Origin of the sequence: Kitasatospora sp. NPDC087314, from assembly GCF_044744365.1 — a bacterium.
Taxonomy (GTDB): domain Bacteria; phylum Actinomycetota; class Actinomycetes; order Streptomycetales; family Streptomycetaceae; genus Kitasatospora.
Genome location: NZ_JBIUYE010000010.1, coordinates 160,228 through 183,143, shown reverse-complemented (window position 1 = coordinate 183,143; position 22,916 = coordinate 160,228). Strand labels below are relative to the sequence as shown.

Below are 22,916 nucleotides of genomic sequence, written 5' to 3'. Positions count from 1 at the left end.
GGTGGCGCGGTCGCCTCTCCGGTGCGTGGTTAGGGCGGGTCTGACGATTCGCGGCGAGGTGCGTGCCCAGGCGCCGCTCGCCATGGCGGTCTTCGCGCTGGGCAGTTACGCGGCGAAGCAGATGGAGGAGGCCACCGTCCTGGCGATGTACACGTCGGTGGTGCTGGTATTCCCGCTGGGTGCCATCGGCCAACGCAAGGAGCTGGCCCGGCGGTTGATGGAGGCGAAGCGCAAGGGGGAGTCGGAGGACAGGACCTGGCCGCCGACGATGGTGGGTCAGATCTTCCTGGCCGCTGCCGTGATGGTGGCGGTGTACTGCGTCTGGCTCGCCCCGTAGGCCCTGGACCTGACGAAGCGGCGTACGGCGACCCCGGGTCGCCGTACGCCGCTCGTTCGTTCCGGCCCGCCCGGGGGCGTCGATCGACCGTCAGTTGACGAAGATGAGCGGGCTGCCCGCCACCGAGCTGTCGGTGACCGGGCCGTAGGTGGCGCTGAAGTAGCCGGTCGAGAAGCACAGGCCGGAGCCGGAGACCAGGCTGAACGGCTGGCTGGAGAAGCCGATGGTGTTGCCGGTGTTCGAGGTGGTGCCGGAGATGCCGGTGGTGGTCTGGTAGACGCAGTTGATGCTGCCGAGGATGGTGTTGAGCACCACCGTGGTCTTCATCGCGCCGGCCGCGCCGGGGGTGAGGGAGACCGGGTTGCCGGGGCCGTCGCCGACGGTGTTGGTGAACGGCAGGTTGTTGACGGTGATGCTCTTGACGCCGGTGACGCCGAGGACGTTGGAGGAGCAGGAGCCGAAGGTCTGGGTGTTGAGCTGCTCCACCGCGTTGCCGGGGGCGGCCGGGTTGGCCGTCACGGTGGCGGAGAAGGCGGAGTTGGCGCAGCTGATGCCGCTGGAGCCGGTGGCGCTGTTGTAGAAGGTGGCGTTGGTGCCCGAGACCAGGCTGGCGGTGAGGACGTCGCCGACGGCGGCGTTCGGGCCGGTCGAGCTGCCGGTGGTCAGGACCGCGGAGCCGGCGGCCTGGGCGGGTGCGACGGCCGCGCAGGTGAGGGCGAGTGCGGCGAGGGCGGCGGTACCGAGGGTGCGGCGAAAGCGCATGAGGGTGACCTCTCTCCGTGCGGAGACGGGTGGGGGATGCCCGCGGTGCGGGTGTGACGGCGTGCACGGCGGGGGAGGTGCGTGGGCATGGCGTGCGTGGCCCGGCGTACCGGGGGCTCCGCGGGGCCGTGGTGCGGCGGGCCCGGCGCCACGGGCCCGCTCGTACGGCACAGCGGTGTGAAGGCACAACGGTGTGAAGGTGCGGACGTGCGCTGCAGTGCAGTGGGGTGCACGTCGGCGGCTGCCACCGCCGCGGGCCTGCGTCCGCTCGTGGTCCCGCGGCCCGGGCGGTTGGCCCGGGGCCGTCGGAGCCCTGGAGGTCCGCCGGTGGTGACAGGGTCGCCCACCGGTTGGAAACCTGTCAGTGTTGTAAACCCGGCGTTGCGTCAATGTCAAGACAGGTCACAGGAGTTGGTGATGGAACGGAAACACCTCCGAAGTGCCGACGTGATCCTGCTGCCGGGCGCGCGGACCGGCCGTGACCCGGCCCGGTCGATCAAGCGCGGGCCGAGCCGGCTGCCCCCGGGCGTGGTCGCCGCCACCCAGCGCGAGCGGCTGCTCGACGGGCTGGTCCACACGGTGGCCGAGCGCGGCTACCAGCGGGCCACGGTCAGCGACATCTGCCGCGCCGCGGGTGTGACGAGGCCGGTCTTCTACGAGTTGTTCAGCGGCAAGGAGGACGCCTTCCTGGCCGCGCACCGGCACGGTACCGGGGTGGTGATCCGGCGGATGGCGGCGGCCTTCGCGGCGGAGTCGGACTGGTGCGCCGGGATCCGGCAGGCCCTCGGCGCGATGCTCCAACTGCTGGCGGGGACACCGGCCTTCGCGACCATGGCGGTGATCGAGATCGAGGCGGTCGGCCCGGCCGGGCGCCGCGAGCGGGACCAACTCCTCACCCGATTCCGGGCGTTCTTCGCTGAGGTGCCCCAACCGCCCGCTGGTGTACGGCTGATGGAGATGGTGGATGCCGTGGTGGGTGGTGTCTACAGCGCGGTCTACCGGCGGATCGACTCCGGTCGGACCGTTCAACTGCCGGAACTCCTGCCGGTGTTGAGCATGTTCTGCCTCGCGCCCTTCCTCGGTGCGGCGGAAGCGGCCGGTCGGCTCGGGTTGCCGATTGGTGAAGATCCTTCGTGCACCCGTATTGACCCGGCCAATACTGAGCAGTAGCTTCCCAGTTACTCAACCTGCGGTCCGACCGCACCCGCCCCGCTGCCGAGGGGCGGGCGGCCCGGTCGGGCCGTGGAACGCTGTCCGCGCCAGGGCACCGTGCCAGTGCCTGTACACCCCACCCACCTACAGGGAGCACACATGGCCATGTCCGAGGAGGCCGCCGCCGCGGCCGAGGCACCGGAGACGCCGACCGGCGCCAGGAGAGGTCGGGTACGGCTGAAGCGCAGCGCCCTGATGGCCGTCCCGGCCGTCGCGGCGGGCGCCGTGCTGATGACCCTCACCGCCCAGGGCGTACTCGCCGCCCAGTTCTCCATCAGCGGCATGCCGTTCACGATCACCGCGGACAGGCTCGACGGCAAGGGCTTCGCGCAGTTCGGCGGTCTGGACTCGATGATCCCCGACAGCCCCAACCAGGGCTCCACCGGCGGTCAGGTCCTGGTCGCGGTATCGGCGATCAAGAACGCCCAGATCACCAACCTGTGCCAGAGCGTCGACCTCGGCGGCGTCAACCTGGTGATCCACGCGGGTGACGGCGGTACTCCCGTCAGCGCCACGGACCTCACCACCGACTCCGACATGCTGTCCGGCGACGCGGAGTTCAGCAACATCGAGATCGGCGGCGACGCCAGCACGTACACCAAGGCCGGCGACAAGGGCAAGGGCAACCCCGGTGTCTTCGGGCAGCAGGCCGACACCGTCGTGCTGACGCACCTCAACCAGCACAACTACGCGAGCACGGCGGTCGGGTTCAAGCTGCCCAACCTGCGGCTGAGCTTCAGCTCCAAGGGCTGCTGACCATGGCGGAGTCCGTGCCGGAGCCGGCCGGCCCCGGCGAGGGCGTGGCGGAGGGTGCCGAGGGGACGGCCCCCACCCCTGCCCCCGCCACCCGCCCGGTCAAACGTGACTGGCGGGGCAAGCGGCCGTTCTGGGGCGGGCTGCTGGTGTTCCTCGGCGGCGCCGAGATCCTGTTCATCGAGCGCGCCCCGTTGCCCGTCATCCTGCACGTCGGGATCCAGGGCCTGGCCGGGTACCTGGTACCGGCGGTGATGGTGGTGTGCGGTCTGCTGATCCTGTTCAACCCGGCTCAGCGGCTGTTCTACTCCGTCATCGGCGTGCTCGCCTCGCTGGCCAGCTGGCTCACCTCCAACTTCGGCGGCTTCCTGATCGGGATGCTGCTCGGGCTGGTGGGCTCCTGCCTCACCTTCGGCTGGCTGCCCGAGCAGCCGCTGCGCCGGGGGCGGCAGCGGCGGGAGGACCGGCGCCAGGAACGCCGATCCTCCCGGGCCAAGGTCGGGGTGTAGGGCTGGTCCGACAAGCCCTGGGACGCCCCGGCCCGCGATGACGCCCGCCCCCTGGTGTTGGGAGAGCACCAGGGGGCGGGCGTCGCCGGGTACGGGGCGTCGGGGCGCCGCCGGAGGTCGGGGCTCCGGCTGCCGACCCGCGGGATCAGATCGTCGCGGCGTCGATCACGAAGCGGAACCGGACGTCGCCGGCCAGCACCCGCTGGTAGGCCTCGTTGATCTGCTCGGCGCGGATCAGCTCGATCTCGGCGGTGATGCCGTGCTCGCCGCAGAAGTCCAGCATCTCCTGGGTGCCGGGCAGCCCGCCGATCATCGAGCCGGCCAGCGAGCGGCGGCCGGTGAGCAGTGCGTGCGCGTTCACCGTGACCGGCTTCTCCGGCGCGCCGACCTGCACCAGGGTGCCGTCGGTGCGCAGCAGGCCGAGGTAGGCGCTCAGGTCGAGGTCGGCGGAGACCGTGTTGACGATCAGGTCGAAGGTGCCCGCGAGCTCGGTGAAGGTGGCCGGGTCGGAGGTGGCCCGGTAGTGGTCGGCGCCGAGCTTCAGCCCGTCCTCCCGCTTGCGCAGCGACTGGCTGAGCACCGTGACCTCCGCGCCCATGGCGTGGGCGATCTTCACACCCATGTGGCCGAGCCCGCCGAGGCCCACGATCGCGACCTTCCGGCCAGGGCCCGCGCCCCAGTGCGCGAGCGGCGAGTACAGGGTGATCCCGGCGCACAGCAGCGGCGCGGCGGCGTCCAGCGACAGGTTGTCGGGGATGCGCAGCGCGTACTCCTCGTCGACGACCAGCTCCGAGGAGTAGCCGCCGTAGGTCGGCAGGCCGTCGTGGCCGACGCCGTTGTAGGTGAAGACGGCGCCGCCCCGGCCGGTGCAGTACTGCTGCAGGCCGGCCCGGCAGTTGTCGCACTCCCGGCAGGAGTCGACGAAGCAGCCGACCCCGACCCGGTCGCCGACCTGCCAGCGGGTGACGCCCGGGCCGACCTCGCGGACCACGCCGGCGATCTCGTGGCCCGGCACCATCGGGAAGATGCCGGAGCCCCAGTCCTCGCCGACCTGGTGGATGTCGGAGTGACAGATGCCGGAGAACTTGATGTCGATCACGATGTCGTGCTCGCCCACCGCCCGGCGGGTGATGGTGGTCTTCTCCAGCGGGGCGTCCGGCCGCGCCGCGGCGTAGGCGGCGACCGTGCGGGTGGTGCCCTCGGTGGCGACCTCGGTGGTGCTCGTCGTCGTTGCGTTCGTCGTCGTGTTCGTCATGCTTCCAGCCTGCAGCGGCGCGGAGCGGCCAACCAGTCCAGAGGTCTTCGTACGAACCCCGGACGTAGGGAACCCGGACGTACGACCAGGGAGCGTACGCATGGCAGTGTCACCCTGGCCCACCCCGTCCGCGCGGATCCCCCGCATACTGCAGACATGGACCAGCGCACCGAACTGAGCGAGTTCCTCCGATCCCGCCGCGCCCGGCTGCGGCCCGAGGACGTCGGGCTGCCGGGCACCACCACCCGGCGGCGGGTGCCCGGGTTGCGCCGGGAGGAACTGGCCCAGCTCGCCGGTGTCAGCACCGCCTACTACACCCGGCTCGAACAGGGCCACGGCGAGAGCGTCTCCGCCGCCGTCCTGGACGCCATCGCCCGGGTCCTGCGGCTCAGCCCCGCCGAGCGCGAGCACCTCGGCCGGCTCACCAAACCCGCCCGCCGCCGCCCCGGCCGGGCCGTCACCCGCCGGCAGTGTGTCCGGCCCGCGCTCCAGCAGCTCCTGGACGCCATGGAGGGCGTGCCCGCGTACGTCATCGGCCGGCGGCTGGACGTCATCGGCTGGAACCGGCTCGGTACCGCCCTGCTCGGCGACTTCGCCGCGATGCCGCCCGAGCAGCGCAACATGGCCTGGCACGTCTTCCTCGACCCGGCCGCGCACGAGCTGTACCAGGACTGGGAGGGCAAGGCCACCGACGTCGTCGGCATGCTGCGGCTGGACGCCGGACGCGACCCCGACGACCCCCGGCTCGCCTCGCTGATCGGCGAACTCTCCCTCAAGAGCGCCGACTTCCGTCGCCTCTGGGCCGCCCACGGCATCCAGGACAAGGGCCACGGAACCAAGCAGCTGCACCACCCGGTGGTCGGCCGGCTCAGCCTCCAGTACGAGACGCTGCGCCCGGCGGGGGAGCCCGACCAGGTGCTGGTCACCTACCACGCCGAGCCCGGCTCCGGCTCGGCCGAGTCCCTGCGCCTGCTGGCCAGCTGGGCGGCCACCGACGACCACGCCGAGGCGGCCGGGGCGACGGGCGGCTCGACGGGCGGGGTGACCCGGGCCGGGCAGGCCGTTCAGGGCAGCCAGGGCAGCCAGGGCGGCCAAACCGGCCAGGGCGCCTGAGAGGGGCCGATGGTCCCGGGACCGTCCGGGGCCATCGGCCCTTCACCGTTTCGGCGGACGGCGGTTGACTGGGCAGGTCATGGACAACAGCAGCACACACGAGTACGACCGCCTGATCGCCCGCCACCACGCGATGCGACTGCGGCGCCAACTCCTCACCCCCGCCTCGCCGTCGGAGGCCGAGACCGGGAGCGACGGCTACGACGGCGCCGCCGACCAGCAGGTGATCCGACGCGGCCTCGGCCCGGTCTCCCCGCTCGCCGACCTGATCGACCACCTCTACGCGGTCATGTTCAGCCAACGCCCCTACCTGCGCCCGCTCTTCCCCGCCTCGATGGACTTCCAACAGGCCCACCTGGAGCGGATCTTCCGACACCTGATCGACCAGCTGCACCGACCGGCCGAACTGGAGTCGATGCTCCGCCAACTCGGCCGTGACCACCGCAAGCTGGGCGTACGGCCGGTCCACTACGAGGCCTTCGAGGAGGCTCTGTGCGCGGCGATCCGGCACCGGGCCGGCGAGCGGTGGAGCGGGGAGCTGGAAGCCGCCTGGGTGCGGATGCTGCGCTTCGCCGTCGGCGCGATGACCGCCGGCGCCGACTCCGCCCTCACCGAACCCCCGTACTGGCACGCCGTGGTGACCGGCCACGAGCGCCGCCGCCCCGACCTGGTCGTGCTGCGGGTGCGCACCGGCGAGCCGTACCCGTACCGGGCGGGGCAGTACGGCACCGTCGAACACCCGCGGCTGCCGCACACCTGGCGGCAGTACTCGATGGGCTGCGCCCCGCGCACCGACAACGAGTTGGAGTTCCACGTCCGCCGCACCGGCCCGGACGGGGTCAGCGCGGCACTGGTCGAGCACACCGCCGTCGGCGACCGGCTGCGCCTCGGCCCGCCGCGCGGCGGCCTGCCGCCCGAGGACGACCCCCGCGACCTGCTGCTCGTCGCGGGCGGCACGGGGCTGGCCCCGATGAAGGCCATCATCGAGCAGCAGGCCGCCCACCGGCCGCCCGGGCGCCGGGTGCACCTGTTCGTCGGCGCCCGGGACCGAACCGACCTCTACGACTGGTCGGCCATCGCCGAACTGGGCGTGCACAAGCCCTGGTTGGCGCTCACCCCGGTCACCGCCGGGCGGCTCGCCGACGCGGTCGCCGGCGCCGGGGACTGGCGCGAGCACCTGGCCTGCATCAGCGGCCCGGTCGGCATGGTCGCCTCCGTCCGCTCCGAACTCCTCGCGGCCGGGCTGCCGTTGGCGCGGGTCCGGTACGACCAGGCGCTCTACCGGTAGCAGTACGAGTCCGAGGAGGCGTCGCCGCCCGACAGGTGGGTCTGGTGGACGCGCAGGCCCCGGAAGTCGGCGCCGTGCGGGAAGAAGCGCTCGTCGATGCGCAGCCCGCCCGCCTCGGTGTCGGCGTCCAGCTTGACGATCCACGGCTCGATGCCGTCCGGGTAGAACTGGTCGTCCCAGGCGCCGTAGAGGGAGTTGGTGAGGTAGAGCCGCCGCCCGTCCCGGCTGATCTCCACCATCTGCGGTGCGCCGCTCAACGGGCGCCCCGGCTCGGCCGGGTGCGGGGTGCGCGCGGTGACGCCGCCCAGGCGCACCGAGTCGGCGAGGCGGGGGTGGAACGGGTCCGAGACGTCGTACTGGAACAACTCGCCGGTGCCCCAGGCGGACACGTACAGCCAGCGGTCGTCCACCGACAGGTTGATGTCCGTGACCAGCGGTGGCACCGCGCCGAACGGCTGCAGCGCGGGCGGCAGATCCTCGGCCTTGGCCGGTTCGGCGGGGATCTCGATCACCTTGCGCGCGGTGAACGCCGGTCCCTCCCGGTACCAGAGCCAGACCGAGGAGGACAGGTCCTCGACGTTGGTCACCACCCCGGCGAAGCCCCACTCCGCCTGCGGATCGTGCGCCGGGCGCAGCTCCAGCACCATCTGGTACTGGTCGCCGAGGTCGACGCGCTGGAGGTGGCGTCCCGAGTCCAGCTCCCAGAAGTGCAGCGCGTGCCCGTACTTGCGGCCCAGCAGCAGCTCCGGCAGCACCCCGTCCTCGACCATCCACGGGGTGCCCCACTCGCTGGTCACGCCGACGTTGGTGCCCAGGTGCCACCAGACGTCGTACGCGAAGTGCTGCGGCCCGCGCTCGGTCTCCCAGGGGCGCAGCACCTCGAAGGTGGTGTGGTCCAGCAGCGCCACCCCGCCCGGGCCGTCGGTGCCGTCCCCGCAGCCCAGGCAGGACAGGAACACCCCGTCCGGCCCGCAGTGCAGCGTGTGCGGCCGCGAGTACCCGGCCTTGGCCGCCAGCTCCTCCGCCTCGACGGTCTTCACCAGGCGCGGCCGCACCGGGTCGGGCCTGGTGTCCATCACGTGCAGCCGCGACGACCGCAACCCCGGCAGCAGCAGATACCGCCGCTCCGGGTTCTCGTGGCAGGCGTGCGCGAGGGCACTGGAGCAGGCGTTCCACCCGAAGTGGTGCAACTCGTCGCCCAAGGTGGGAAGTTCGGCGAAGTTCAACACCTTCCCGTAGCTCGCCGAGGCCGGGTCGGTGTCCACCGTGAGCAGCGCGTCCGGCCGCTCCCCGGCCCGGTCGAACCCGGCGACGTACGCCAGCCGCTCCGGCGGCGCCGCGATCGCCTCAGCGGCCGAACGGTACAGCGACGGATCGGTGTGGCTCTGGCCGGCCTGCGGCATGTGTTCTCCTCAACTCGCCTGCGTGACAACCGGAGTCGGATCTGTCCGGAAGCGTTCCACACGACCACCGGCGCACAGCAGGCGCACGGGGAGCGGGCAGGAGGTGCGGCGCGGACCGGCCCCACCCGCGCAGCCCCGCCCCACCCGGAACCGGCCCGATGCGCCCCGGAGGCGGACGCCGCCGCGCAGTGGGGGGCTACCGGCCGGTATGGTCGTGGCTCGGAACGGTGGCGGCCTGCCAGGTCGGCGGGCAGAGCAGAGGACGGGTGCGGCGCAGATGGAGTTTCGGGAAGACGTCCTGGGTGCCCCCTACGAGGCGGCCGAGCTGACCCTGCGGGCGGACGAGGAGGGGGAGGTCTGCGCGACGCTGGTGCGCCGGGTGGTGCCGGGGGCGGAGCGGGCCGTGCTGTACATCCACGGGTACAACGACTACTTCTTCCAGACCAACCTCGCCGACCACTTCGCCGCGCTCGGGTTCTCCTTCTACGCCCTGGACCTGCGCAAGTACGGCCGCTCGCTGCGCCCGCACCAGTCGCCGAACTTCGTCCGGGACCTCGCCGAGTACGACGAGGAGATCGACGAGGCGGTGCGGATCATCCGGGAGGTGGACGGGCACCGGCAGCTGCTGCTGAACGGGCACTCCACCGGCGGGCTGATCGGGGCGCTGTGGGCCGGGCGGCGATCGGGGCGGGGCCTGGTGGACGGGCTGTTCCTGAACAGCCCGTTCCTGTCCATGCCGGCCGGGCCCGCCGTCCGGACGGTCGGCGGCCCGGCGGTGACCGCGATCGGGCGGCTGGCGCCGACCCGGGTGCTGCCGTCGACGCTCAACCCGCACTACACGCACAGCCTGCACAAGGACCACAAGGGCGAGTGGGACTTCGACCTCACCCTCAAGCCCGCCGAGGGCTTCCCGCTGTTCGCGGGCTGGCTGGCCGCCATCCACCAGGGGCACCGGCGGCTGCGGCAGGGGCTCGGGATCGACGTGCCGGTGCTGCTGATGGCCTCCACCAGGTCGATCGCCACCACCAAGTGGCACAACGCCCTGCACCACGCCGACGCCGTGCTGCGCGCCGACGACATCGCCGACCAGGGCCCCCGGCTGGGCCGGCACGTCACCGTCGTCCGGATCAAGGGCGGCATGCACGACCTGGTCCTCTCCGGCGAGGCCGCCCGCACCCAGGTCTTCGCCGAACTCGACCGCTGGCTCGCCGCCTACCTGGACGTCGTGTCGGTGGGGGAGCAGCCGGTGGAGGAGAAGGCATGACGAACGAGCCGGTGCCGGTCGGGCGGCAGACCGACCTCGGCTTCGCCAAGCTGATGCCGGACCTCGACCGGGACGGCGGCTGGCTGCTCACCCTGGACGGCACCCCGCAGTCCTACGTCGACCTCGCCGACCCGACCCACCTGGAGTTCGAGTACACCCGGCGGCTCGGCCACCTCGCCGACGCCCTGGCCCCCGCCGGGCGGCCGCTGGAGGCGCTGCACCTCGGCGGCGGCGCGCTCACCCTGCCCCGTTACCTCGCCGCCACCCGCCCCGGCTCCCGCCAGCGGGTGGTCGAGGTGGACGGGCCGCTCCTCGACCTGGTCGCCGAGCAGCTGCCCTGGCAGGGGCCGGGCGCGGACATCACCGCGACCGTCGGCGACGCCCGCGCGGCCCTGGCCGAGACCCCGGCCGGCTCCCAGGACCTGGTGATCGCGGACGTCTTCCACGGCTCGCGCACCCCGGCGCACCTGACCTCGGTGGAGTTCCTGCGGCTGGCCGCGGCCGCCCTGCGGCCCGGCGGCTGCTACGCCGCCAACCTGGCGGACGGCCCGCCGCTCGCCTTCGCCCGGGCGCAGGCGGCGACGGTCGGCGCGGTGTTCCCGCACACCTGCCTGGTCGCCGAGGCCCCGGTGCTGCGCGGCCGCCGGTACGGCAACATCCTGCTGGCCGGTTCGACGGCGCCGCTGCCGGTGGCTGAGCTGACCCGGCTGCTGGCCGGCGACATCTTCCCGGCCCGGCTCACCGAGGGCGCCGACCTGACGGCGCTGGTCGGCCGGACCGCCCCCGTCACGGACGCCGACGCCACCGACTCCCCGCCCCCGCCGGACGGCGCCTTCAGCATCGGCTGAGCCGCACGCCGGTCGACGAGGCCGGGTTGCCCGGGCCGCTCGTCCGGGCTGCCCGACCGGGCCCGGCGGCGCTGCGGCGGTCGCCCGCAGGTCCGCGCGTCGCCCCGAGCCTCCCCACGTCCGGGGTGCCAGAATCGGCGGGTTCAGGCCGGAGCGCGGAGCACGTCCAGCGCGGAGCACGTCCGAGGGAGTGAACGATGAGCGGTGGGGAGCGGCCGGAGTTGGCGCAGGTGCCGGAGACGGCCTTGTGGACGCTGTGGCACCGGGCGGTGGAGGCACGCCGGCCGGACACGGTGCTGGAGGATCCGAAGGCGGTCGAGCTGGTCGACCGGATCGACTTCCCGTTCGCGGCGCGCTTCGGGCAGGGCGCGCTGGTCAGCCAGCTGCAGGCGCTGCGCGCGGCCTGCTTCGACCGCGAGGTGGCGGACTTCCTCGACCGGTGCCCGCGCGGCACCGTGGTCGGCCTCGGGGACGGCCTGGAGACCCAGGCCTGGCGGGTCGACAACGGCCGGGCCGACTGGCTGTCGGTGGACCTGCCGGAGTCCGCCGCGCTGCGGGAGCGGCTGCTCCCGCCGGATGAGCGGCACCGGATCCTCGCCTGTTCGGCCACCGACCCGGCCTGGATGGCGGAGGTGGACCCGGGCCGCGGGGTGATGATCTGCGCCGAGGGGCTGCTGATGTACCTGCGGCCGGACGAGGTGCGCACGCTGATCGCGGCCTGCGCCGAGCGCTTCCCCGGCGCCTCGCTCGTCCTGGACGCGGTGCCGCGCTGGTTCAGCGACCGGTCCGTCCGGGGCAAGCTGCGCGACCGGCACTACCAGGCGCCGCCGATGCCGTTCGGCATGGACGCGGACGAGCGCGGCAAGCTGCTCACCGCCCACCCGGCGGTGAGCGAGGCCCGAGAGGTGTACCCGGAGGGCGGGCGGGGCCTGGTGCGTGCCCTGCTGCCCTTCGTGCGCCGGGCGAAGCGGCGGCCGTCCGTGGTCGCACTTCTCTTTGCCGAATCTTGAGGAAAGCCTGGTCGGGCTGGAACCACGGCGGGGCGCCGCACGTCGTAACCACGGGTGATCGGCCAGGGGGACAGGCCGCCCGGCACGTTAGGCTGCCCTGATGGGGAAGCGGCCGCGTTGCCGCCATCGGACAACTGCCGGGATCGGCGTGCGGCACCGCTGAGGGCCGCGCCGGTCCCGTCCTGCCACGGAGGTACTGGCCTTGCACATCGACGCCTGGATCGAGAGCGTCCCACCGACCGCGGTGTACGCCCTGGTCGCCCTGATCATCGGGCTGGAGTCGCTGGGCATCCCGCTGCCCGGCGAGATCGCGCTGGTCACGGCCTCCCTGATGGCGGTCAAGGGTGTGGTGAGCCCGACGGGGGTCGCGGTGTGCGCGATCCTCGGAGCGATCATCGGCGACTCGATCGGCTACTCGATCGGGCGCAAGGGCGGCAAGCCGCTGTTCGAGAAGCTCGGGCGGAAGTTCCCCAAGCACTTCGGGCCGTCCCACCTGGCCACTGCCGAGCGCTCCTTCCAGAAGTGGGGGATGTGGGCGGTCTTCTTCGGCCGGTTCATCGCCCTGCTGCGCATCTTCGCCGGGCCGCTCGCGGGCGCGTTGAAGATGCCGTACTGGAAGTTCCTGGTCGCCAACGTGCTGGGCGGCGTGGTCTGGGCCGGCGGGACGACGCTGCTGGTCTACAAGGTCGGCAAGAGCATCGAGCCGTGGCTGGCCCGGTTCTCCTGGGCGGGCCTGGCCGCGGCGGTGCTGGTCGGCGGCCTCTCGGCGTGGGTGATGAAGCGTCGGGCGGCCAGGACGCACGCCAAGATCGAGGCGGAGGAGGCGGCTGCTGCCGCTGCTGCCGCCAAGGCGCCGGTCGCGGAGTGACGGATCGTAGGGCCTGACCGCGGAGGGGGTGTCGGGCCCCCGGAGTAGCATCGGCGGGTACCTGCCGATCTTGCACACTGGAGGGCCCGATGACCCAGTCGACGTGGGACGCCGTGGACGCGTACTTCTCCGAGCAGCTGGTCGGGCACGACCCGGCCCTGGAGGCGGCGGCGGTCGCCGCCGACGCGGCCGGACTGCCGGAGATCGCCGTCGCCCCCAACCAGGGCAAGCTGCTGCACCTGCTGGCGCTGACCCAGGGCGCCCGGCGGATCCTGGAGGTCGGCACGCTCGGCGGCTACAGCGCGATCTGGCTGGCCCGGGCGCTGCCCGCGGACGGCACCCTGATCACCCTGGAGATCGACCCGAAGCACGCCGAGGTCGCCCGCGGGAACCTGGCACGGGCCGGGCTGGAGAAGGTCGCCGAGGTGCGGCTCGGCCGCGCCGCCGACTCGCTGGCCGCGCTGGTGGAGCAGGGCGTGGAGCCGTTCGACCTGGTCTTCATCGACGCCGACAAGCCCAGCAACCCCGAGTACTTCCGGCGGGCGCTCCAGCTGACCCGGCCGGGCTCGCTGATCATCGTCGACAACGTGGTGCGCGGCGGCGCCGTCGCGGAAACGGACAGCACCGACCCGGCGGTCGTCGGCACCCGCGCGCTGCACGAGCTGATCGCCGCCGAGCCGAGGGTCACCGCGACCTCGGTGCAGACGGTCGGCAGCAAGGGCTACGACGGCTTCACGCTGGCCCGCGTGCAGAGCTGAACCACAGAACAACGAGGACGAACGGAGACATCGTGCGGATCGGACTGCTGGGCACCGGCCCCTGGGCGGAGCGGGTGCACGCGCCCGTGCTGGCCGCGCACCCCGGGCTGGAGTTCACGGGCGTCTGGGCCCGTCGGCCGGAGGCGGCCGCGGCGCTCGGCGAGGCGCACGGTGTCCCCGGGTACGCGGACCTCGACCGGCTGCTCGACGAGGTGGACGCGGTCTCGATCGCGCTGCCGCCGACCGTGCAGGCGGGCCTCGCGGTGCGGGCCGCGCAGGCGGGCTGCCACCTGCTGCTGGACAAGCCGGTGGCGCTGACCGTGCCGGACGCACGCGCGGTGGCCGAGGCCGTCCGGGCCCACGAGGTCGCCTCGGTGGTCTTCTTCACCGTCCGCTTCGGCGGCGACCAGATCCCGTGGATCGAGCGGCAGGCGGCGCTGGGCGGCTGGTTCACCGGCCGCTCGGACTGGCTCGGCTCGGTGTTCGCCCCCGGCAGCGCCAGCCCGTACGCGGCCTCGCCGTGGCGGCAGGAGAAGGGCGCGCTGTGGGACGTCGGCCCGCACGCGCTGTCGGTGCTGCTGCCGGTGCTGGGCGACGTGACGCAGGTGACGGCGGTGGCCGGCCCGCTGGACACCGTGCACCTGGTGGTGCGGCACGCCGCCGGCGCGTCCAGCACCCTCGCGCTCAGCCTGACCGCGCCGGTCGCGGCCGGCGGCACCGGCATGGAGCTGCGCGGCGAGCACGGCGTGGCCCACCTGCCCGAGCGCGGCGAGGGCCCGATCGCCGCCCTGCACCGGGCGCTGGACGCCCTGCAGACCTCGGCCGGCACCGGCGAACCGCACCCCTGCGGGGCCGACTTCGGCCTGCGGGTGGTCGAGATCCTCGCCGGCGCCGAGCGCTCGCTGGCCACCGGCGCGCCGGTGGAGGTCTGAGCCTGCGTCACGCCCCGCTTATCGCCACGGCGATTGCCACGGCCTCCGCCCGCTGCACGCACCACGGGTGATACTCCCGGGGGAAATCGTCCTGCCTGCCGGACGGTCAGGCCGGCGGCAGGGTGGGGTGGGGCGGGTTCGACGGGCGGCGGTCGGTGGGGCGGGCCGGGGGGATGACGGGGGCGTGGAAGTCGCGCGGGCCGGTCCACAGGGCGGGGACGGCGTCGCTGCGGCGGGCGAGTTCGTACGCCACGGTCTCGTAGTTGACCCGCCAGCCGTGGAAGTGCGGCCAGGCCTCCTCGACCGCGCGCTCGCGGGGGAAGCCGGCGGCGGTGATCATGGCGACGGCGCCGATGTACTCGGTGTAGGTCAGGCGGATCGGGACGTCCGGGTCCGGGTCCGGGTCGAAGTCCACGCGCAGCGAGCGGCCGATGTCGCGCATCGCGGTGAAGCCCGCGCGCAGGAGCAGCCGGGCCTCGGGCGGGGCCGAACGGGGGCAGAGGGCGAGGTGGAGGGCGGCGGCGTCCATCACCGCGATCAGGCCGACCACCCAGCTGCGGTTGGGCTGCGGGGAGCGGAAGGAGAGCAGCACGGGGTAGTTGGAGTGGCTCTCGCCGATGTCGGCGGCCAGCCGCTCCCAGTCCCGGTAGAGCTGGGGGAGGGCGGTCTCGGTGTCGACCAGGGACTGCCGGGCGAGCAGTTCGGGGCCCCAGGCGGGCTCGCCGGCCCGGGACTGCAGGAGGGTGACCTCGGTCTCGCGGCGCTGGTAGGCGGCGTACAGCGTCGGCAGGTAGGCGATCTGCAGGGCGATCACGAGCGGGCCGCTGGCGGCGGCCAGGAAGTCGATCGCGGACAGGTGGAGCCGCTCGCCGCTGGCGAAGCCGAGGGTGAAGAGGCTGGACCCGGCCTCGCGGAAGGCCACCGACCAGTTCAGGTCCGAGGTGCCGTGCAGGAGCAGGGTGTAGGCGACGAGCATGCCGCCCAGCCACACCGCGAGCATCCCGACCAGGATGAGCGGGGCCAGCCAGGTCTGGACCCGGTCCTGCGCGCGGTAGGTGTCGAAGGGCAGGGCGGACCAGCGCAGCGTTGTCCGCAGGACCCGCCAGAGCCGGTGGACCAGCGCCGAGTACAGCCCGCGCGGGACGACCAGGGTGCGCAGGATGCTGCCGACGACGACGATCAGCAGCAGCACGCCGGCCAGGGTGTGGATCATCCTCATGGCGTCATTCTGTCGGGCGCGCGGGGGAGATGGGGCATCGGGCGCCCGTCATTGACGCGGGACGTCGATGCCGGCCGCGCGCAGCTTCGCCTCGACCAGGGAGTTCAACCGGGCGATGGACGGCGACTGCTCTTCCCGGTGGTGGTTCACCAGTCCGTACCGGGAGGCGGTGTCGGACTGGTACCGAAACCCGTTCGGCATCGCCAGCAGTGCGCGGTTCGCCAGCAGCTTGGCGGCCAGCGCGGACGCCAGCTCGTCGATCCGCGGGTCGTCGGGGTCCCAGGACATCGCGGCCCAGCCCCGCTTGGTCAGCTCGATCCATTCGGGGTCGTCGAGCCAGTGTTCGAGCTGGGTCAGGAAGGGGTCGAAGACCTCCGGGACCAGCGCCTGGGCCAGCACCAGGGCCTCCCGTTGCGTGGCCACGTAGTCGGGGCTGAAGTCGAGATCGGCGAGTCGGTCCAGGACCGCGCAGGCCCGGTCGGGCAGCAGGGCCCGGTCACCTCGGGTGAGCCGGTGCAGCGTGTCGCGGCGCGCGACCAGATCCTCGATCCGTTCGGTGAGCCGGCGACGGACGTCGTCCAGGGCGGCGGCGAACCGCTCGGGATCGGCGTCGAGCAGGTCGCCGATCTCGGCCAGTGGCACGCCCGCCCCGGCCAGGGTCCGGGCCTGGACCAGCCGCAGCAGGTCGGTCGACCGGTAGCGCCGGTAGCCGGAACCGTCGCGTTCCGGCTCCTGGACCAGGCCGAGCCGGTGGTAGTGCCGCACCGTCTTGATCGTGACACCGGCGAACGCGGCCGCCTGACCGATCGTGAGTCCGGTCGCCATCGGTTCAGCGCACCTCCGGATCGTGGGCGGCCCTCGCGCTTGCCTGGAGGTGCGGGTTGCGGGCGATCACAGGGGCGAGGGTAGCGCGCATCCGTTCGGAGCTCATCCCTCTGGTCGCCGAGGCCGGCAGCCGGGGTTGACCTTGACCTTGGGTCAACGTGCACGCTCATCCCATGGCCGCCGCGAAGGGGTCGGTGGCCGCCAGGGCCACCGTGGCGCTTCCGAGCCGTGCCGAACACCCACCGTCGCGAGATAGGAAACGACCATGGGGGACTCCCACCACACCATCGAGAACACCGCTGCCGCGTCGGATCGCCCCGAGCTGCGGAAGGCCCTCCAGGAGATCGTCGATTCCGGTTTCGCCGGGGTGCAGCTGCGCGTGCACGACGAGCAGGGGCAGTGGGTCGGCGCCGCCGGGGTGCGCAAGCTGGGCGAGGCCGCGAAGCCGCCGACCGACGGGCACTTCCGGATCGGCAGCATCACCAAGACCTTCATCGCGACCCTGGTGCTGCAACTGGTCGCCGAGGGCAGGATCGGGTTGGACGCCCCGGCGGACGACTACCTGCCCGAGTTCGGCCTCGACCGCCGGATCACGGTGCGGATGCTGCTCCAGCACACCAGCGGGTTGTTCAGCTTCACCGGCGAGGTCTACGAGGACGGGACGGTCGTGCCCGGCGGAGTCCCCGGGGTGGGCAAGGAGTGGGCGGACAACCAGTTCCGCACCTACCGGCCGGAGGAGCTGGTGCGGCTGGCGCTGTCCAAGCCGGCGCGGTTCGAGCCGGGGGCGGACTGGAACTACTCCAACACCAACTACGTGCTGGCCGGGCTGCTGATAGCGAAGGCCACCGGCCGGTCCTGCGCCGAGGAGATGCAGCGGCTGATCCTGGGCCCGCTCGGGCTGACCGGCACCGTGCTGCCGGGCGCCTCGCCGGAGATCCCCCGGCCGCACGCCCACGGCTACTACGGGTTCGAGGACGACGGCCGGTGGAAGGTGATCGACACCACCCGCTTCACCCCCTCCTGGATCTCCGCGGCCGGCGACATGATCTCGACCAGCCAGGACCTCCACACCTTCTTCTCCGCGCTGATGAGCGGCAGGCTCCTGCCGGCCCCGCTGCTGGCCGAGATGTGCACGCCGCACCCCAAGATGGGTTACGGCCTGGGGGTGTTCGTGGAGGAGACGGACGGCGGTGGCACCATCCTCCAGCACAACGGCGGCTTCTGGGGCTGGGCGTCGCTGATGTACAGCACGCCCGACGGCCGGAGGACCCTGACCGGCTCGCTGACGTTCGGGGGCGCCGAGCTCGGCTGGGCCGCCCTGGCCGCGGTGTTCGAGAAGGTGAAGCAGCGGCTCGTCACGGAGGTGTTCTGCGGCGGGCGGACCGGGCCGGCCCGGCCGACGGACTGAGCACCTCGGACCTCCGACGGGCAGGCGAGGCGGGCGCGGACCTGGGGCCGCTCCCGCCTCGCCGATGGCTACGGCTTCGTCACCGCACCCTGCTCAGTTGGCCGGGCCGCACACCCAGTTCGGGTTGCCCGTCGACCACACGCAGGCGGACAGGCTGTTGCCCGGGCCGTCGTAGATCCAGGGCGACTGGGCGCCGCTGCCGGTCGGTCCGTACACCCAGCTCGAGGTGTTCCAGCTGTAGATGCCGAAGGAACAGCCGCCGCTGTTGGCGATCGGGTCGTTCGCCATGTAGTCGTGGCCGCTCATGAGCTGGACCTTCTCCAGCGCCTGGCAGCCACCGCTGTTGGTGACCGTCCAGGTGCCCTCGGCCGCGTAGGCCGAGGTTGTGGCACCCAATCCGAGCGCGGCAGCCGCGAAGGTGACGGCCACTGCGCGCTTCGTCGTCCTGGTGAGTCGCATGGGGCTCCCCCAATTACTCCGTCTGGCCCCGGACTCGGTGCCGGGGCGTCGTGACACCGGGTGTCGGCCCGGTGGGGAGGTGCTGGCGCCGCCGAGCAGGCTCGGCCGTAGGGGCACGGCGTCCGCCGCGGTGGCGTCTGCGGCCCATGGTGTTCCTCTGTCCCGCGCACATGACAGCCATGAAGCTCTCGCCTTAAACAGGACAGCCCTTGGACCCGGTTGAACAGGACGGCCCTTGGACGCGGCCCCGTTCGCCCGCTCGGACCGCGTCCCGGTCATGGTCGTCGGGCGGTGTTCGGGTCCAGACGGGCGCGTACGGCGTCGGCGTCGCGATGCTGCAGGTGTTCGAGGATGGCGAGGCTCTGGGTCCAGGCGTGCCGGGCGGCCTCGGCGTCGCCGAGCGCGAGGTGGGCGTCGCCGATGTGGGTGTGGATCTCGGCCTGGAGGAAGTAGTCCCCAGCCGCTTGGCGCAGGCGCAGTGACTCGTGGTACGCGGGGAGCGCCTGCTCGTACTCGCCGAGGTGGTGGTGGATGTAGCCGATGCTGTCCCAGATGGAGGACTGGGCGGGCAGGCTGCCGCAGCTGCGCGCGAGTTCCAGGGCGCGTAGTCCGTACGGAAGGGCCTCGCGGGGTCGGCCGAGTCGCGTCAGGTACCAGCTGATGAGGTTGAGGGCGAGGGCCTGTCCGGAGGAGTCCCCGTTGGATTCGAACAGTGTCAGCGCCCGGTGGGCCTCGGCCACCGCCTCTGCGTAAGCGTGTTCCTCACCGTGGGTGATGGCGATGTCGAGCTGGGTCCTTCCCTGACACGTCAGCTCCCCGAGGGTGCCGAACAGGTCGCAGGCGAGGCGCAGTTCGAGGTGCGCTTGGGGTTGGCGATCCTGGGAGCGGTGCACCTGGCCGAGCCAGCGGTGCGCGTGTGCCTGCCGGACGAGGTCCGCGGCGCGCTCGGCGGCGCCCAGTGCGGTCTCGCCGACCTGCTGCCACTGCTGCCACAGCCCCGACTTCTGCAGGTAGGACACCTGCGTGGCGGCGAGCTGCCAGGCGTGATCGTCGAACCCCGCCCGGTGGGCCCACGGGACGAGCTGCTCGACCACGGACTGTTCGTCCTGGTACCAGGCGAGGGCCTGCCCGCGGTCGGTGAGGACCTCGGGCGTCACCCCGACGGCCGGCGCCGGGAGGTCGAACGGATGCCACGAGGCGTCGTCGGCGTAGGCGAGGGAACCGGCCCGGTGCGCGGTCCAGAGGTAGTGGTCGAGCATCCGCCGTGACGCCTCGGCCTGCGTGCTGGTGGAGTCGGCGGCGACCAGTTCGGCGGCGTAGGCGCGCAGCAGGTCGTGGAAGGTGTACCGGTCCCGGTCCACCGCGGTGATCAGATGGGCGCGATGGAGTTCGTCCAGCAGGCGGCGGGTCTCGGCGAGCGGCAGGCCTGCGAGGCTCACGGCCGCCGCTGCGCTGATGCGCGGACCCGGGTGCAGACCGAGCAGGCGGAACAGGCGGGCGGCCTGCGGGGCGAGGGCGTGGTAGGACCAGGAGAGCACCGCCCGGACGTCGGCCTGGCTGTCGCCGGCCGACAGCAGGTCCAAGCGGGCACGGGTGTCGCGCAGTTCGCGTGTCCAGATGCTCAGCGGGGTGTCGGCGCGCTCGGCCGCCCGTGCGGCGGCGATGTTCAGGGCCAGCGGCAGCCGGGCGCACAGATCGATCAGCTCGTCGGCCACGTCCGGTTGGCCCAGTACGGCCTCGGGACCCATGCGGCGGGCGAGCAGTTCGCGTGCCTCCTCGCGGGAGAGCACGTCGAGGGCGAGCGGGACGGCGCCGTCGAGCGCGACGAGGCCGGGCATGCGGTTTCTGCTGGTGACCAGAACGAGGCAGGTGTCCGAGCCGGGGAGCAGCGGGCGGACCTGTGCCGCCTCGCGGGCGTTGTCGAGGACGATCAGCGTCCGGGTGCCGGCGAGACGGCTGCGGTAGAGCGCGAGTCGTCCGTCCGGGTCGGCGGGGATGCGTGGGGCCGGAACGCCGAGCGCGTCCAGGAAGCCGCGGGCCACGTTCGCGGGCTCGGTCGGGGGTCCGGCGGGGTCGAAGCCGCGCAGGTCGGCGAAGAGCTGGCCGTCGGGGAAGCGGTGGGCGACCCGGTGTGCGAAGTGCACGGCCAGGGAGGTCTTGCCCACTCCGGCGGTGCCGGCGATCGCCGAGATCACGACCGCGCCGCAGCTGGGAATCCGATCGCCCAGCAGCTCGTCGAGCTCCTTGAGCTCGCGGGTTCGCCCGGTGAAATGCCGCGTCGCCGCGGGCAGTTGCCGCGGCACCCCGTTCGGCCCGCGGGTCCGCACCCCGCGATGGACCCGCAGACAGGCATCCCGCCACTGGGCGGCCTCGGCCTCCTCCAGCCCGAGCGCCCGGACGATCGCCAGCACGAGGTCGAGGTCCAGGCGGCGGCGCCCGGGCTTGAAGGCGTCCACGACGGTGAAGGGCGAGACGACGCGCGCGGGCCTCATGAACGGTCCGGCCCGCTTGGCCAGCGACCGGTAGGACGGCATTCCCGCCCACGCGCGCAGCTCCCCGAGCATGCCGATGAACTCCGTCAGATCGGCCGCGCTGCCGGGATCCGGCAGACGGCTCCGCTGCTCACTCACGATGTCCCCCGACCCGTGGTGCCGTGTTCCTGACAGCCTGAGTCTACGAGCGAGCTGCCGGCGTGTGTGGGGTTGTGTGGGAAACGGGACTTCAGCCGACCGCCCCGGGCAGCATGGACCCGCCACTTCACGTGCGATCAGCGCACGCACGGACGGGATGACCGAAGCACCAGCCGATCACCTCTGACCGGGCCACGTGCTCATCCCGCCTTGAACCTCGGCTCGGCCACACGAGAAAGAGGACCTCCGTTGAAGCTCCGTACCCTCGGCTCCGCAGCCACCGCCGTAGCCCTGGCCGCCGGCCTCGGCATGGCCAACGTCGGGACCGCCGACGCCGGGACCGCCGACCTCGGGACGGCCCACGCCAGCGCCAGCACCAGGGCCTACTACTGGATGTCCGCGCACACCTACACCTTCGTGTCCTGGTCGCCGGACGCCGGTGACTCCTGTCTGGACGACTCCAACAACGGCGACGGCACCGACAACCTGCGCGCCTTCACCTGCAACGGCATGGCCTGGCAGAAGTGGAAGGTCACCGAGTACGCCAACGGCTGGGCGCAGCTCATGAACCTGGCCACCGGTCGGTGCCTGGACTACTCCAACGACGGCAACCACTTCGGCCTGCGGACCTACGAGTGCAACGGCCCCAGCTTCAACTCGGGCTTCCAGCAGTGGGCCCTGGTCAACCGCTACACCGCAGCCGGCGCCTACGAGTCGGTCCTGAAGAGCGGCCGCTGGGAGGAGGACAACACGGACATGTGCCTCGACGTCTCCAACGTGGGCACCCGCGGCTATCCCTGTAACGGTCCCTCCCAGGATTCCGGCTACCAGGGCTGGACCGTCCTCGACCAGACCTGACCCACGGTGCACGGCACCGGCCTCCCCCTCTTCCCAGGAAGAGGGGGAGGCCGGATGCTGCTCGCGGGGCGCGGGGCGCGGGGCGCGGGGCGCGGGGCTCAGGGCGATCAAGCGGACTGAGGGGGCGGTAAGCAGTGCGAGTGGCTGTAGTGGCGTTCGGGGCGCGGGACTTGGCCAACGTTCGGTTCGCGATCTCGCCGATCCAGCACCTGGTGATCGGGCTCCAACAGGACAGCGGGGCTCCGCTGCCGGCCCGGCGGTGGTGGCGCGCGGTCCGCTCCCGGGTGCCCGGCCGGGCCCTACCGCTGATCGAGCTGGTCGCGGCCCATCCGCTGTACCTCCCGGACTTCCTGACTCCCCCGATACCACTGGTCCCGGGCGGTGTGTCGATCGCCGACGAACTGGACGTGATCGGCGCGGTCAGCACGGAGCAGGTGCACGGTGAGCTGTGCCGGTACGCCGAGTTGGGTCCCACACCGAGACCGGTGGCGCAGCTGTTGGACGGTGGTGCCGCACAGGTGAACCGTCTGTTACAGGCCGTCCACGCCCTCTACCGCGCCTGCCTGGCCGACGACTGGCCCGACATGGTCAAGCGGCTCAACGCCGACATCAGCATGCGCCGGGGCACCCTCGGAGATCAGGGGACGGGCAGGATGCTGGCCGACGTCCACCAGGCGTTCAGCGACCCCACGCGCTTCCAGCTCACCCTCCAGGGCACCGCCCCGACCGTCCCGGAGCACCTGAAGCGCAGCGCCGAGGCCGGATTCGTGCTGTCCCCCAACCTGTTCCTCGGCGGCATGATCTCCCCGTCGATCGCCAGCCCGTGGCAGCAGCCCCTGTTCGCCTACACCGCCTCCGAGGCCGTCCAGCCGCCGCCCCCCGCAGTCGACGGCCTGACCGCGCTCATCGGCAAGGGGAAGGCCGCCGCGCTGCGGGCGATCGGCGCGGGCTGCACCACCACCGAGCTCGCCGTCCGCCTCGGCGTGAGCGCCCCCGCCGCTTCCCAGCACACCGCCACCCTGCGCGCGGCCGGAATGATCACGTCGATCCGCGACGGACAGTGTGTCGTCCACACCCTCACCCCCCTCGGGACCGGCCTGCTCACGGCCAACCCGCTCTGACGGCTCGCCCCGACGCCGAAGACGAGCACCGCGCCGTGCCGAGCGGCGACGCCGAGGTGGCCCCAGGACGGGGCGTGTGGACGT

At 72.8% G+C, this 22,916-nt stretch carries 22 protein-coding genes; 15 read left to right on the top strand and 7 right to left on the bottom strand.

The features are described from left to right. Nucleotides 1-58 precede the first annotated feature (58 nt). Nucleotides 59-337, top strand: coding sequence for a hypothetical protein (locus tag ACIO5E_RS22770; RefSeq protein WP_400670670.1), 279 nt, complete (start codon nucleotides 59-61; stop codon nucleotides 335-337). Between the two features lie 90 nt (nucleotides 338-427). Here the strand turns inward: ACIO5E_RS22770 and ACIO5E_RS22765 are convergent, their stop codons facing one another. Continuing rightward, nucleotides 428-1,099 (bottom strand): Tat pathway signal sequence domain protein, encoded by a 672-nt coding sequence (locus tag ACIO5E_RS22765; RefSeq protein WP_400670667.1) that lies wholly within the window; start codon nucleotides 1,097-1,099, stop codon nucleotides 428-430. A gap of 417 nt (nucleotides 1,100-1,516) precedes the next feature. Here ACIO5E_RS22765 and ACIO5E_RS22760 point away from each other — a divergent pair, with 417 nt between their 5' ends. The 3 genes from ACIO5E_RS22760 (at nucleotide 1,517) to ACIO5E_RS22750 (ending at nucleotide 3,573) form a co-directional block, all read left to right on the top strand. Further along, complete coding sequence (locus tag ACIO5E_RS22760) at nucleotides 1,517-2,269, top strand: TetR/AcrR family transcriptional regulator (RefSeq protein ID WP_400670664.1); 753 nt, start codon at nucleotides 1,517-1,519, stop codon at nucleotides 2,267-2,269. 141 nt (nucleotides 2,270-2,410) lie between these two features. Continuing rightward, on the top strand, nucleotides 2,411-3,067 hold the full coding sequence (locus tag ACIO5E_RS22755; protein WP_400670662.1) for a DUF6230 family protein: 657 nt from the start codon (nucleotides 2,411-2,413) through the stop codon (nucleotides 3,065-3,067). Between the two features lie 2 nt (nucleotides 3,068-3,069). Further along, nucleotides 3,070-3,573 carry a DUF6114 domain-containing protein gene (locus ACIO5E_RS22750; RefSeq protein ID WP_400670659.1) on the top strand — a complete coding sequence of 168 codons (504 nt, stop codon included), beginning with the start codon at nucleotides 3,070-3,072 and terminating at the stop codon, nucleotides 3,571-3,573. A 145-nt stretch (nucleotides 3,574-3,718) separates the two neighbouring features. Here ACIO5E_RS22750 and ACIO5E_RS22745 read toward each other — a convergent pair whose 3' ends face one another. Further along, nucleotides 3,719-4,828: an NAD(P)-dependent alcohol dehydrogenase gene (locus tag ACIO5E_RS22745; RefSeq protein ID WP_400670658.1), complete on the bottom strand. Its 1,110-nt coding sequence runs from the start codon at nucleotides 4,826-4,828 to the stop codon at nucleotides 3,719-3,721. 156 nt (nucleotides 4,829-4,984) lie between these two features. Between ACIO5E_RS22745 and ACIO5E_RS22740 the strand changes: the two genes are divergently transcribed. Together ACIO5E_RS22740 and ACIO5E_RS22735 are read left to right on the top strand one after the other, a co-directional pair. Then, nucleotides 4,985-5,941 carry a helix-turn-helix domain-containing protein gene (locus ACIO5E_RS22740; protein WP_400670655.1) on the top strand — a complete coding sequence of 319 codons (957 nt, stop codon included), beginning with the start codon at nucleotides 4,985-4,987 and terminating at the stop codon, nucleotides 5,939-5,941. 79 nt (nucleotides 5,942-6,020) lie between these two features. Further along, entirely contained in the window at nucleotides 6,021-7,229 is a 1,209-nt protein-coding gene (locus ACIO5E_RS22735; RefSeq protein ID WP_400670653.1) for a globin domain-containing protein, read from the top strand. Here ACIO5E_RS22735 and ACIO5E_RS22730 read toward each other — a convergent pair. Continuing rightward, a complete protein-coding gene (locus tag ACIO5E_RS22730) occupies nucleotides 7,220-8,632 on the bottom strand; it encodes a selenium-binding protein SBP56-related protein (RefSeq protein WP_400670651.1) in 1,413 nt (470 codons plus the stop codon). The two genes, ACIO5E_RS22735 and ACIO5E_RS22730, sit on opposite strands and share 10 nt — an antisense overlap. Before the next feature lie 277 nt (nucleotides 8,633-8,909). On the opposite strand from ACIO5E_RS22730, the gene ACIO5E_RS22725 reads away from it, so the two are divergent. The 6 genes from ACIO5E_RS22725 to ACIO5E_RS22700 all read left to right on the top strand — a co-directional run bounded on the left by ACIO5E_RS22725 (nucleotide 8,910) and on the right by ACIO5E_RS22700 (nucleotide 14,312). Then, nucleotides 8,910-9,896 (top strand): alpha/beta hydrolase, encoded by a 987-nt coding sequence (locus ACIO5E_RS22725; RefSeq protein WP_400670649.1) that lies wholly within the window; start codon nucleotides 8,910-8,912, stop codon nucleotides 9,894-9,896. Next, nucleotides 9,893-10,744: a spermidine synthase gene (locus ACIO5E_RS22720; protein ID WP_400670647.1), complete on the top strand. Its 852-nt coding sequence runs from the start codon at nucleotides 9,893-9,895 to the stop codon at nucleotides 10,742-10,744. Before ACIO5E_RS22725 ends, ACIO5E_RS22720 begins: the two co-directional genes overlap by 4 nt. A gap of 197 nt (nucleotides 10,745-10,941) precedes the next feature. Continuing rightward, on the top strand, nucleotides 10,942-11,754 hold the full coding sequence (locus tag ACIO5E_RS22715) for a class I SAM-dependent methyltransferase (protein WP_400670645.1): 813 nt from the start codon (nucleotides 10,942-10,944) through the stop codon (nucleotides 11,752-11,754). 202 nt (nucleotides 11,755-11,956) lie between these two features. Continuing rightward, nucleotides 11,957-12,622, top strand: coding sequence for a DedA family protein (locus ACIO5E_RS22710; RefSeq protein WP_400670644.1), 666 nt, complete (start codon nucleotides 11,957-11,959; stop codon nucleotides 12,620-12,622). Between the two features lie 89 nt (nucleotides 12,623-12,711). Continuing rightward, entirely contained in the window at nucleotides 12,712-13,380 is a 669-nt protein-coding gene (locus tag ACIO5E_RS22705) for an O-methyltransferase (RefSeq protein WP_400670642.1), read from the top strand. Nucleotides 13,381-13,412: 32 nt separating this feature from the next. Beyond that, entirely contained in the window at nucleotides 13,413-14,312 is a 900-nt protein-coding gene (locus ACIO5E_RS22700) for a Gfo/Idh/MocA family protein (protein WP_400670640.1), read from the top strand. Between the two features lie 106 nt (nucleotides 14,313-14,418). Here ACIO5E_RS22700 and ACIO5E_RS22695 read toward each other — a convergent pair whose 3' ends face one another. Both ACIO5E_RS22695 and ACIO5E_RS22690 read right to left on the bottom strand, forming a co-directional pair. Then, nucleotides 14,419-15,531, bottom strand: coding sequence for a hypothetical protein (locus ACIO5E_RS22695; RefSeq protein WP_400670638.1), 1,113 nt, complete (start codon nucleotides 15,529-15,531; stop codon nucleotides 14,419-14,421). Nucleotides 15,532-15,579: 48 nt separating this feature from the next. Continuing rightward, complete coding sequence (locus tag ACIO5E_RS22690; protein ID WP_400670636.1) at nucleotides 15,580-16,356, bottom strand: MerR family transcriptional regulator; 777 nt, start codon at nucleotides 16,354-16,356, stop codon at nucleotides 15,580-15,582. A gap of 265 nt (nucleotides 16,357-16,621) precedes the next feature. Here ACIO5E_RS22690 and ACIO5E_RS22685 point away from each other — a divergent pair, with 265 nt between their 5' ends. Then, nucleotides 16,622-17,764: a serine hydrolase domain-containing protein gene (locus tag ACIO5E_RS22685; RefSeq protein ID WP_400670634.1), complete on the top strand. Its 1,143-nt coding sequence runs from the start codon at nucleotides 16,622-16,624 to the stop codon at nucleotides 17,762-17,764. Between the two features lie 93 nt (nucleotides 17,765-17,857). On the opposite strand, the gene ACIO5E_RS22680 is transcribed toward ACIO5E_RS22685, so the two are convergent. Together ACIO5E_RS22680 and ACIO5E_RS22675 are read right to left on the bottom strand one after the other, a co-directional pair. Further along, a complete protein-coding gene (locus ACIO5E_RS22680; protein ID WP_400670632.1) occupies nucleotides 17,858-18,223 on the bottom strand; it encodes a hypothetical protein in 366 nt (121 codons plus the stop codon). A gap of 275 nt (nucleotides 18,224-18,498) precedes the next feature. After that, on the bottom strand, nucleotides 18,499-20,853 hold the full coding sequence (locus ACIO5E_RS22675) for an ATP-binding protein (RefSeq protein ID WP_400670629.1): 2,355 nt from the start codon (nucleotides 20,851-20,853) through the stop codon (nucleotides 18,499-18,501). A gap of 249 nt (nucleotides 20,854-21,102) precedes the next feature. On the opposite strand from ACIO5E_RS22675, the gene ACIO5E_RS22670 reads away from it, so the two are divergent. Together ACIO5E_RS22670 and ACIO5E_RS22665 are read left to right on the top strand one after the other, a co-directional pair. Further along, a complete protein-coding gene (locus ACIO5E_RS22670; RefSeq protein WP_400670627.1) occupies nucleotides 21,103-21,711 on the top strand; it encodes an RICIN domain-containing protein in 609 nt (202 codons plus the stop codon). Between the two features lie 170 nt (nucleotides 21,712-21,881). Then, nucleotides 21,882-22,832, top strand: a complete 951-nt coding sequence (locus tag ACIO5E_RS22665; RefSeq protein WP_400670625.1) for an ArsR/SmtB family transcription factor — start codon at nucleotides 21,882-21,884, stop codon at nucleotides 22,830-22,832. Nucleotides 22,833-22,916 lie beyond the last annotated feature (84 nt).

Bases quoted from the DNA above. Each gene is read 5' to 3' on its own strand.
- ACIO5E_RS22765 (WP_400670667.1), bottom strand. From the start codon at position 1,099: ATGCGCTTTCGCCGCACCCTCGGTACCGCCGCCCTCGCCGCACTCGCC.
- ACIO5E_RS22760 (WP_400670664.1), top strand. From the start codon at position 1,517: ATGGAACGGAAACACCTCCGAAGTGCCGACGTGATCCTGCTGCCGGGC.
- ACIO5E_RS22755 (WP_400670662.1), top strand. From the start codon at position 2,411: ATGGCCATGTCCGAGGAGGCCGCCGCCGCGGCCGAGGCACCGGAGACG.
- ACIO5E_RS22750 (WP_400670659.1), top strand. From the start codon at position 3,070: ATGGCGGAGTCCGTGCCGGAGCCGGCCGGCCCCGGCGAGGGCGTGGCG.
- ACIO5E_RS22745 (WP_400670658.1), bottom strand. From the start codon at position 4,828: ATGACGAACACGACGACGAACGCAACGACGACGAGCACCACCGAGGTC.
- ACIO5E_RS22740 (WP_400670655.1), top strand. From the start codon at position 4,985: ATGGACCAGCGCACCGAACTGAGCGAGTTCCTCCGATCCCGCCGCGCC.
- ACIO5E_RS22735 (WP_400670653.1), top strand. From the start codon at position 6,021: ATGGACAACAGCAGCACACACGAGTACGACCGCCTGATCGCCCGCCAC.
- ACIO5E_RS22730 (WP_400670651.1), bottom strand. From the start codon at position 8,632: ATGCCGCAGGCCGGCCAGAGCCACACCGATCCGTCGCTGTACCGTTCG.
- ACIO5E_RS22725 (WP_400670649.1), top strand. From the start codon at position 8,910: ATGGAGTTTCGGGAAGACGTCCTGGGTGCCCCCTACGAGGCGGCCGAG.
- ACIO5E_RS22720 (WP_400670647.1), top strand. From the start codon at position 9,893: ATGACGAACGAGCCGGTGCCGGTCGGGCGGCAGACCGACCTCGGCTTC.
- ACIO5E_RS22715 (WP_400670645.1), top strand. From the start codon at position 10,942: ATGAGCGGTGGGGAGCGGCCGGAGTTGGCGCAGGTGCCGGAGACGGCC.
- ACIO5E_RS22705 (WP_400670642.1), top strand. From the start codon at position 12,712: ATGACCCAGTCGACGTGGGACGCCGTGGACGCGTACTTCTCCGAGCAG.
- ACIO5E_RS22695 (WP_400670638.1), bottom strand. From the start codon at position 15,531: ATGAGGATGATCCACACCCTGGCCGGCGTGCTGCTGCTGATCGTCGTC.
- ACIO5E_RS22690 (WP_400670636.1), bottom strand. From the start codon at position 16,356: ATGGCGACCGGACTCACGATCGGTCAGGCGGCCGCGTTCGCCGGTGTC.
- ACIO5E_RS22685 (WP_400670634.1), top strand. From the start codon at position 16,622: ATGGGGGACTCCCACCACACCATCGAGAACACCGCTGCCGCGTCGGAT.
- ACIO5E_RS22680 (WP_400670632.1), bottom strand. From the start codon at position 18,223: ATGCGACTCACCAGGACGACGAAGCGCGCAGTGGCCGTCACCTTCGCG.